This window comes from Flavicella sp. (genome assembly GCF_037132785.1).
GTDB lineage: Bacteria > Bacteroidota > Bacteroidia > Flavobacteriales > Flavobacteriaceae > Flavicella.
Map to the genome: position 1 here is coordinate 1 of NZ_JBAHZZ010000166.1, position 6,810 is coordinate 6,810.

Genomic DNA, 6,810 nt, shown 5'->3' on the forward strand with positions numbered 1-6,810 from the left:
TTTGGCTAAATAAGCTTTACATGATTCATCATTTGGCAGTTCTTTTATAAAACTCAGTATATTTTGACCTTGAAAAACATCCATATCTGTTATATTTAAGGACACTAAGATACAGAAACTAAATGACTAACTCAGTAAATATATATCCTATTGATACTTCTCAGCATAAATTTTATTCGCCATTACTTTTCCTAACTCCACACCCCATTGGTCGAAACTATAGATGTTCCAAATAATTCCTTGTACAAATATCTTGTGTTCATACATTGAAACTAACTTCCCTAAAGAAGCAGGAGTTAATTTTTTAATCAAAATAGAATTACTAGGCTTATTACCAGCAAAAACCTTAAAAGGAATTACACTTTCACATGTTTTTCCTTCAGCAATTACTTCTTCTTTAGTTTTACCATTACACAAAGCTTCTTGCTGACCGTAGTAATTTGACATCAATTTATTATGATGTTCTTCTTTACCATAAAGGGACTCCTCATACCCAATAAAATCACATGGAATTAATTTTGTTCCTTGATGTACCAATTGCATAAATGCATGTTGCATATTTGTTCCTGTACTTCCCCAAACTATGGTTCCTGTTTGATAATCAATTGTATCTCCATTTCGATCTACACTTTTACCATTACTTTCCATAATTGCCTGTTGTAGATAAGGAGACAATTTTTCTAAATATTGAGAATAAGGTAAAATAGCCTCTGTTTCTGCTCCATAGAAATTATTATACCAAACACTTAACAATGCCAAAATTACAGGAATATTTTCTTTGAAATCTGCAGTTTCAAAATGAGTATCCATTTCTTCAGCCCCTGCAAGTAAAGCTTTAAAATTATCAAACCCTACAGCCAAACTAATAGACAAGCCTACAGCGCTCCATAAAGAGAAACGCCCACCTACCCAGTTCCACATCGTAAACACATTTGCAGCGTCAACACCAAAATCGGTAACCGCAGCTAAGTTAGTAGAAACGGCAACAAAATGTTTTGCGATATCCGCTTCGGTTGCGGACTCTAAGAACCAACTTTTGATTGTTTCTGAATTTGTAATTGTCTCTTGTGTTGTAAATGTTTTAGAAACGATCAAAAATAAAGTTGTCTCAGGGTTTAACGTTTTTATAACCTCAGAAACGTGATCTCCGTCTACATTAGACACAAAATGAACATGCAGTGGAGTTTTGTAATATTTAAGAGCATCTACAACCATTTGAGGTCCTAAATCAGAACCACCTATACCAATATTTACTACATCAGTAATCGATTTTCCAGTATATCCTTTCCAAGCTCCAGAAACCACTTTATTTGTAAACGCCTCAATCTTGCTTAAAGTTGCTTGAACATCTTTCACTACATTCTCTCCTTCCACATTAACTTTTTTATCAACTTTACATCGTAGTGCAGTATGTAAAACCTCTCTACCTTCCGTCGCGTTAATTTTAGCTCCACGAAAACAACTAGAAATAGCTCCTTTTAAATCAACTTCATTTGCCAGCTCTACTAACAATTTCATTGTAGTAGCATCAATTCTGTTTTTTGAAAAGTCGATATTAAAATCGTTATTCACTATAGAAAACTCTTCTTTTCGATTGCTATTCTCCGAAAATAATTCTCTTAAATGCACTTCTTTTGTGTCATTATAATGTTTTGTTAACTTTTTCCATGATTGAGTCTTCGATGGATTTACATTTTTTAACGCCATAACTTTTAGTTTAACTTTTTCGTGATTTTTAATTTTCAAACTTTATATCGTCCAACTCTTGTTTTACCAACTGAACAAATTCGAGATAATGAGGTATTATTGTTTTTTTCATCGGCTCTGCCGCTGGTAATTTTTGTTTTAAAGGATCTACTTGAACTCCGTTTTTCCAAAAACGATAACAAACGTGTGGTCCCGAAGTATTTCCTGTCATTCCAACAGTTCCAATAACCTGTCCTTGTTTTACATATTCTCCTACTTTTACTTTTCGTTTTTTCATATGTAGATACTGCGTTGAGTAAGTAGAATTATGTCTAATTTTCACATAATTCCCATTCCCTCCTTTGTACCTAGATTCAATTACTCTTCCATTTGCTGTACTCATAATTGGACTTCCTACAGGAGCAGCAAAATCTGTTCCTTTATGAGGTCTTACTCTACCATAATAAGCAATTTTTCGCTTGAGATTATAACGAGAAGAAATTCTACTAAATTTCAAAGGTGCTTTTAAAAAGGCACGTCTAAGATGATTTGCATTATCATCGTAATATTCTTCAATTTGCATTATTGAATCTGCTATATAATTAAAAGCATAAAATTCTTTTCCTGCATGTTCAAAATAAGCAGCTTTTATTTTTCCGATTCCAGCAGGAATGGTATCATCAATAAATTTTTGTTCGTAAATAACCTTAAATTTGTCGTTTTTTTGCAACCTAAAAAAATCGATTGTCCAAGCATATATATCTGCCATATTATTTGCTAAAACAGCATTTGCTCCTTGTTTACTAAGAGCTTCAGATAAAGAACTGGTAATAATCCCATGTCCCTTTTTTAAGACAATCGTTACTTTTTTCTTTACTTTTTTTGCTGTAATAATAGAATCCTTAAAATCTACAACGGTATAATCAATTAGATTCTTTTCGTAAATAAACACCTGTGCTGTTCCTATAGAATCTTTTTTAGCCAAAATGGTATATGGTTTTCCAGTACGCAAGCGACGCACATCAAAAACACTTTTAATTTCTTTTGAAATTTCTAAAATTTTCGAATACCAAATATGATGACGATCTAAGATTTCGCCAAAGGTCTCGTCTAGATTAATAGTATCATTAATCACTATATAATTATCTAAGTTATATCCAAACTTAATATTGGGTTTACTTATAACTTCAACTAGCTCTGGTTCCTTGGGTTTCTCGCCATCATCGGCACATGAAATATACAAGAATAAAAACATCAAAAATAAAAACGAAAATCTCAATTGGGTAACTTTTTAGTAAGCTACAAATTTACAAATTTTCTAATTATTTTTAAGGAAAAGAATGTGACAATCCTTTATAACTTGTCAAATCCATTTTTAATGAACCTATAGCCAAAGCTGCATTTATTCGAATGGGAATTTTATTCTTATCTGCAGATACCCAAATAGTTAAACTCTCTTCTTCTTTAAATATTCTTCCTTTCTGTACATAGGGACGAAATTTATAACAAGGTATATCTCCAAATTTAGACTTAATTACCTCATTTCCTAAGAATACCAGCTTAAAAGGAAACACTTCTGCATCAAAAAATATGTCTAAATAAATAAAGTTACCAACAGACATAGTATCTATTTTTGTACTTCTAATTTTATAAAAAGCAGACATTAAATCTTGAATATCACCTATAGTATACTCTTTCGTAGTATTGAGCTTGTGATCTTCTACTCTAGCAGTCTTTTTAAGATGATCAAAATAAACATCTCTGTTAATCTTATAACCTCCTTCATTGACTCTTCTAACAAAATGATTTGGTATTAAAGTAGACTTGTCTACATAAGACTCATATTGGTCTTCTACCTTAAAGAAAAGACTTGCCAGTCCAGAAGTCCAACCTTTCCCAACAAAATGATAATCAGTTTCAGTCTCAGAAACGGACAAAGTTGCATACCCTGCATTCAATAACCCGTAGTGAATTCTATATTTTACTTCTTCTCCATCTTGAAATATTTTTTCTAAACTTTGAGCAATAGAGCAAAACCCAATTAAAAAAAAGAAAATGAGTAATATTTTATTCATAGAAAAATAATATTTACATAAATAGAGACAATTACTATGTCAAATTAAAAAGACCTAACGAAGTTACCGCTAAGCCTTATAAAGATATAAATTTTGTCATTAAGAAAACCTCAAAGTTATATTATGCTGCTAATATCGATTACTTTCTCTATCTGAGGTGCATATTTTTTTATTGAAGCTTCAACTCCATTTCTCAATGTCATTTGATTGATGGAGCAACCTACACAAGTTCCTGCCAACTTAACTTTTACAACATTATCTATTATAGAAACTAAGGAAATATTTCCACCATCAGAAATCAAAAAAGGACGTATTTCATCTAATGCTTTTTCTATAGTTGCTGTTAATTCTTGTGAATCCATTATTATAATTTTATTTTAAAATTAATCTCTCTTATTTCTTTGGAGAACATCCACTCATTGTTGTAATCTTTACTACCTCTGTTTCAGGCAACTCTTCATTGCGAATTAACAGTTGAGTCAACATATTCTTCGTAATTTCATTAAAGGCTTTTTCTAAAACCGTGTTTTCTTGTAATGCTACAGGACGACCGATATCTCCCGCTTCTCTAATACTTTGTACTAACGGAATTTCACCAATAAAAGCAGTATTAATATCTTCTGCCAAGTTTTTAGCGCCATCTTGTCCAAAGATATAATATTTATTCTCAGGAAGCTCCTCAGGAGAGAAATAACTCATGTTTTCTACAATCCCTAAAACAGGTACTTTGATGTTTTTTTGTTGAAACATAGCTACCCCTTTCTTTGCATCAGCCAAAGCAATATTTTGTGGAGTACTGACCACAACAGCGCCTGTTAACGGTAATGCTTGAACAATAGACAAATGAATATCTCCTGTTCCTGGAGGCAAGTCTATTAACAAAAAATCTAACTCTCCCCAATCCGCATCAAAAATCATTTGATTCAATGCTTTCGAAGCCATTGGTCCTCTCCAGATTACAGCTTCATTTGGATTTGTAAAGAAACCTAAGGACAATAATTTCACTCCATAATTCTCAACAGGCTTCATTTTTGATCTACCATCAACTTTTACCGAGATTGGTTTTTCTTGAGCCACGTCAAACATCAAATGCATAGAAGGGCCATAAACATCAGCATCTAAAACACCTACTTTAAATCCCATTTTAGCCAACGAAACAGCAGTATTAGCGGTAATTGTAGATTTACCGACTCCTCCTTTGCCAGAAGCAATGGCAATTATATTTTGAACACCTGGTAATTTCTTTCCTTTAATTAAATTTGGATTTTCTTCTTTCTCAGTAGTTTTCTCAATAGCTTTTGTAGATACATTTACTTTTATAACAGCTTTGTCAGAAACATTTTCAATAATCACTTTTGCTATTTCTGTTTCTATTTTTTTCTTAGCCTGTAATGTAGGGTTTCCAATTTCAACATCAACAACAACTTCTTCTCCAAAAATAACGATGTTTTTTATATTGTTATTTTCTATCAAACTCTTCCCTTCTCCAGACTCTGTAATCGTTTCTAAAACCTTTTGTATATCCTCTTTAAGAATGCTCATATTTCTAAAATTTTATGAATGCAAAGATAACTTGAAATCTTTAAAAAAAAGCTTAATTCTAACTATTCTTCAATTGTCTATCGATATCCAATATTTGATAACTGCCATTGCTTAATCGAAATTGATATCCAGCAGATTTAAATCTAATTCGGTATTCGGATCCCAAAACACAAGGTCAAAATTTTGGATTTCCAACGCTTCAACCATAACTCCTTCACTCTCTAACAACTGCTGCATCAAGTTTGTACCTTCAAAATGATGTTTTCCCGTCAACAACCCTTTTCTATTCACTACACGATGTGCAGGAATATCGATATTTCCATGTGAAGCATTCATGGCCCAGCCAACCATACGAGCAGAACTTGCAGCTCCTAAACACTTCGCAACGGCACCATAACTCGTAACTCTTCCGTAAGGTATTTGTTTCACAACTTCGTAACACTGCTGAAAAAAATTTAAATTTTTCATTTATTTAGTAAAAACCAATTCGTTTTCAGAAAGCAAATCTTCATTATTAAACCTCAAAAACAATTGAGCGACCGCTATGGTATCTTTTTCACAATAAGTCGCAATTCTTTCTATATTATTATCTTCATAATAAACCTTAGCAACCTGACTTCCATCAATATCATCTTTAGGAGAGGGAATCTCTAAAATTGTAGTTAACAGCTTTAATGAGGTATAATGTTTAAAATCTCCAAACTTCCATAGCTCCAAAGTATCTAAATGAGGAACCTCCCAAGGCTTTTTCCCAAATAAATTTAATTTTGGAGGTAAAGAAATACGATTAATAATCATCCTTCTTGCAATAAACGGAAAATCAAACTCCTTTCCATTATGACCACATAAAAGATGATGCTTACCGCTAAAATGTTTTTCCAGTAAACCTTTAAAATTATTCAAAAGCAACTTCTCGTCATCTCCGTAGAACGATTTCACTCTAAAAGTACGCTCATTTCCCTGAAGCACAAAATACCCTACCGAGATACAGACAATCTTTCCAAACTCTGCCCAGATACCTGCTTTCGAATAAAACTTTTCAACAGGAATTTCTATGTCGATAGACGTTTTAGCCTTTCTTTGATAATTTGTTTTTAGAGCAAACAGTTCTTTTTTAATTTCAGAGAGATTCTCGAAATTTTCAACTTCTGGAACTGTTTCTATATCTAAAAACAGCACATTCTCTTTTGATATGGTCATATTCATAAGCTCTTTTTATCTTAAATCTACGAATTTACATCCTTTCAACAAAAAGTAAGACCGTTGCGTAATGCTCTTTTCAGTTTTAGATTTCAATTTTGACTTTTTAAATCTAAAATTTATATATTTTTTTCTTATTTTCATTAGTTATGTTAGTTATGGATCTCTTTTTTGGTTCATTTTCCTTTAGTTTTTAGAATTCGTGGCAATTATCCTTGGACTTCTATATAAATTGTAACAAATAGCTTCCATCAAATTTTGAGTATGCATTTTTTCCATACCTCTGTACCTTGCAACTCCACCTTTA

The 6,810-nt window shown here is 32.1% G+C and carries 7 protein-coding genes and 2 pseudogenes; all 9 read right to left on the reverse strand.

The features are described 5' to 3' along the window. Nucleotides 1-84 (reverse strand): annotated as a pseudogene (locus V5787_RS10585) (IS1595 family transposase); the annotation flags it as partial. Between the two features lie 63 nt (nucleotides 85-147). Next, nucleotides 148-1,707, reverse strand: coding sequence for a glucose-6-phosphate isomerase (pgi, locus tag V5787_RS10590; RefSeq protein ID WP_336893194.1), 1,560 nt, complete (start codon nucleotides 1,705-1,707; stop codon nucleotides 148-150). Between the two features lie 28 nt (nucleotides 1,708-1,735). Then, a complete protein-coding gene (locus tag V5787_RS10595; protein WP_336893195.1) occupies nucleotides 1,736-2,965 on the reverse strand; it encodes a peptidoglycan DD-metalloendopeptidase family protein in 1,230 nt (409 codons plus the stop codon). Between the two features lie 49 nt (nucleotides 2,966-3,014). Continuing rightward, complete coding sequence (locus V5787_RS10600; protein WP_336893196.1) at nucleotides 3,015-3,761, reverse strand: DUF3108 domain-containing protein; 747 nt, start codon at nucleotides 3,759-3,761, stop codon at nucleotides 3,015-3,017. A 116-nt stretch (nucleotides 3,762-3,877) separates the two neighbouring features. Then, the gene (locus V5787_RS10605) at nucleotides 3,878-4,123 is read right to left on the reverse strand and encodes a NifU family protein (protein ID WP_336893197.1); all 246 of its coding nucleotides are present in this window, start codon (nucleotides 4,121-4,123) and stop codon (nucleotides 3,878-3,880) included. Nucleotides 4,124-4,154: 31 nt separating this feature from the next. Further along, the gene (locus V5787_RS10610; RefSeq protein WP_336893198.1) at nucleotides 4,155-5,303 is read right to left on the reverse strand and encodes an Mrp/NBP35 family ATP-binding protein; all 1,149 of its coding nucleotides are present in this window, start codon (nucleotides 5,301-5,303) and stop codon (nucleotides 4,155-4,157) included. A 111-nt stretch (nucleotides 5,304-5,414) separates the two neighbouring features. After that, on the reverse strand, nucleotides 5,415-5,771 hold the full coding sequence (locus V5787_RS10615) for an MGMT family protein (protein WP_336893199.1): 357 nt from the start codon (nucleotides 5,769-5,771) through the stop codon (nucleotides 5,415-5,417). After that, nucleotides 5,772-6,509 (reverse strand): 3'-5' exonuclease, encoded by a 738-nt coding sequence (locus V5787_RS10620; protein WP_336893200.1) that lies wholly within the window; start codon nucleotides 6,507-6,509, stop codon nucleotides 5,772-5,774. Nucleotides 6,510-6,689: 180 nt separating this feature from the next. After that, nucleotides 6,690-6,810 (reverse strand): annotated as a pseudogene (locus V5787_RS10625) (IS5/IS1182 family transposase); the annotation flags it as partial.

Coding starts and splice junctions, on each gene's coding strand:
- pgi (WP_336893194.1), bottom strand. CDS start 1,707: ATGGCGTTAAAAAATGTAAATCCATCGAAGACTCAATCATGGAAAAAG.
- V5787_RS10600 (WP_336893196.1), bottom strand. CDS start 3,761: ATGAATAAAATATTACTCATTTTCTTTTTTTTAATTGGGTTTTGCTCT.
- V5787_RS10605 (WP_336893197.1), bottom strand. CDS start 4,123: ATGGATTCACAAGAATTAACAGCAACTATAGAAAAAGCATTAGATGAA.
- V5787_RS10610 (WP_336893198.1), bottom strand. CDS start 5,303: ATGAGCATTCTTAAAGAGGATATACAAAAGGTTTTAGAAACGATTACA.
- V5787_RS10615 (WP_336893199.1), bottom strand. CDS start 5,771: ATGAAAAATTTAAATTTTTTTCAGCAGTGTTACGAAGTTGTGAAACAA.
- V5787_RS10620 (WP_336893200.1), bottom strand. CDS start 6,509: ATGAATATGACCATATCAAAAGAGAATGTGCTGTTTTTAGATATAGAA.